This window comes from bacterium, assembly GCA_035703895.1.
GTDB lineage: Bacteria > Sysuimicrobiota > Sysuimicrobiia > Sysuimicrobiales > Segetimicrobiaceae > Segetimicrobium.
In genome coordinates, this window is the sequence record DASSXJ010000050.1 from 1 (window position 1) to 2,388 (window position 2,388).

The 2,388-nt window shown below is 65.3% G+C and carries 3 protein-coding genes; all 3 read right to left on the minus strand.

Annotated features, from left to right (window positions below):
- The coding region (locus VFP86_03670; protein ID HET8998725.1) for a hypothetical protein at positions 1 to 295 on the minus strand (295 nt) is incomplete at its 3' end.
- The gene (locus tag VFP86_03675) at positions 292 to 1,371 is read right to left on the minus strand and encodes a sigma-70 family RNA polymerase sigma factor (GenBank protein ID HET8998726.1); all 1,080 of its coding nucleotides are present in this window, start codon (positions 1,369 to 1,371) and stop codon (positions 292 to 294) included. The genes VFP86_03670 and VFP86_03675, both read right to left, overlap by 4 nt.
- 87 nt (positions 1,372 to 1,458) lie before the next feature.
- Positions 1,459 to 2,124 (minus strand): DUF2182 domain-containing protein, encoded by a 666-nt coding sequence (locus tag VFP86_03680; GenBank protein ID HET8998727.1) that lies wholly within the window; start codon positions 2,122 to 2,124, stop codon positions 1,459 to 1,461.
- Positions 2,125 to 2,388: the final 264 nt, after the last annotated feature.

A 2,388-nucleotide genomic window follows, 5' to 3' on the forward strand; every position in this document is an offset into this window, starting at 1 on the left:
CCGCCACCGGACAAGGCGGCAGCTCGCTGAGGCCAGTCCGGCGGAGCCAGGTCGATAACGCAAGCGGCGTTCCTTTGGCGAGCACGCCGTTCACGGCCAAATCCTCACTGAACACGGCTTGCGCGTAGGAAGCGGCGATAGATGGCGTCCTCCCGGGCGGGGGCTGGCCACCAGCCTCGGTCGGAAGTTGCTCGATGGCCGCGTCAAGGAATTCGTGCACGCACTTGAACTGCCACCGCAAGAGCGGCCTCGCGGATCCCTGGCGGTCGGGGATTCCATCTAATGTGGACGTCATTGCTCGAGCGTCCGAGCCGCAGGACGGTTGTTCCCCGGTGGAACAAGGGGCAGGCCGAACGGGACAAAGAGCCCTGGGTTGAGAAAGAAGGTCAGCGTGGCGATCGAGTCATCGCGTACCGACAGCACGTGGATTGAGTGAGCCCGCCACTCGGTCTCGATGTCGCCGCGGCAATAAAATGCGAACGCGGGTTGCCGGTTGGCGCCGATGGGGATCAGACGGAATGGCCCGTGCCCACCGGGTTTCCACGCCCAGTCGAAGAATCTCCGCAGGGATTCTTGTCCACGGTACCACTGGCGCCAAGGCGGCATGCTCACCGTCGCATCCTCTTTGAGCAGCGCGACGAAGCCGTCGACATCGGCACTCTCCCACGCGCGGAGGTAGCGATCCAGAAGCGCGCGTTGCCGATCGTCCGACGCCGGTTGCGGCTTAGGCTGGCCCTCCGGCAGGTGTTTTCCAAGGGTCGCGCGGGCTCGCTGGAGGGCGCTGTTGACGGAGGCGACCGACGCATCGAGCAGCCGGGCGCTCTCCGCCGCCGACCAGCCCAACACGTCGTGCAATAGCAGGACGGCACGTTGCCGAGGCGGGAGGTACTGGATCGCGGCGACGAACGCGAGCTGCACAGCCTCTTGCATCTCATACCGCGCTTCCGGGCCCGGCGCGAGGTCGGCGATGCCCTGCAAGGCCGCGTCTGGATAGGGCTGAAGCCATGGAATTTCGGTGCCCGGTCCGCTCTCAAGCATCCGGTCGAAAGGCTGGTCTGACGGCGGCCCCTGTTCATCCGGCAGCACACGGCGCGCACGGCCGGCGAGAGCATTCAGGCAGACGTTCGTGGCGATCCGGTAGAGCCACGTGCGGAACGAACTGCGCCCCTCGAAGCCGGCGAGACCGCGCCAGGCGCGCAGGAACGTCTCCTGGACAAGATCCTCAGCATCCTGGAGCGAGCCGAGCATGCGATAGCAGTGGAGTTGTAGCTCCGGCCGATAGGGTTCGGCGAGGCGCTGAAATGCATCCCGGTCACCCCTCTTGGCAAATGCGAGGCGCGTCGCGGGATCCGGCATGTCGGTGGCAGGCATATTCACTGAGGGAACTCCCTTTTCCAGGTCGCAATTCCCCGCGATGTTGACAGCCGGCATCGATCGCAGCGATACACCGGTGACGTCTTACATCGAGGGCGCGAGTCCGGGAACCGCCGCGGGCGCGGTAACGATTAGGATGCCAACTCCGATCATGGCGAGTGCGATCGGTACGTCGATGGCGGCCCGCACGGGCACGAACTTTTGGACAATGACGAGGACGGCGATGACGCTCATCCACGTCAGGCTCATGATCCCGAGCGCCGCCAGCATCACCATCAGTCCGATGCTCGAGCCCACGCAGCACAGCCCAAATTCGAATCCTGAGTCGGCATACTCGCGGCAGCGCCGGCGGAAGACCAGCTTGAGCGGCGTGAACTCGTAGAGACCCGCGGCGAGCGTGATCGCGCCCGCGGCGAGCGGGCCGTGCGGGCGGTACACCGCGAACATTGCAACGCCGAAGGCCGCCCAGACCGCCAGGTACGATCCGACAAACAACACGACGGCGTCCACGCGGCGGACCGCCCCGGCGTATCGCAAGGTCGCCCGAGCCGCGCCCGGCAGCATCATCGCCGCCATCATCGCCACCCAGAGGACGAGAAACGATCCGAAAGAACCGAGCGGGGTCATCACGCCCATGTCCATCCCATTCATTAGCCGGGCCGCGACCACCCAGGATGCGGCAGCCAGCCCGATGGTCGCGGTCAGGGCGGCGGCCGCCGCCGGTGTTCTAGTGCTCGTGTGCTCGGTCATCGTAGAACGGCTGTGTCATTCGGATCGAGGGGAGCGGATATGAAAGGCCTCCCTTTTTCGGAAATCGATGATCGTTCGTCTGCCGCGCGGGTCATCGTTCCCGTCCACGACGCTCATTGATACAGACCGTCGCGTCGTGAAAAATCATCGGTCCCGTGCGAGTTCCGTGGCGCCCGTGCGCCTGCATGGGCGCGGATCAAACGCGCTTCAGTCGGTGTCCGAGTTGAGAGTCGCTCGGGCAGTTGCTCGCCACCAGCGGGATCA

Coding starts and splice junctions, on each gene's coding strand:
- VFP86_03675 (HET8998726.1), bottom strand. CDS start 1,371: ATGCCTGCCACCGACATGCCGGATCCCGCGACGCGCCTCGCATTTGCC.
- VFP86_03680 (HET8998727.1), bottom strand. CDS start 2,124: ATGACCGAGCACACGAGCACTAGAACACCGGCGGCGGCCGCCGCCCTG.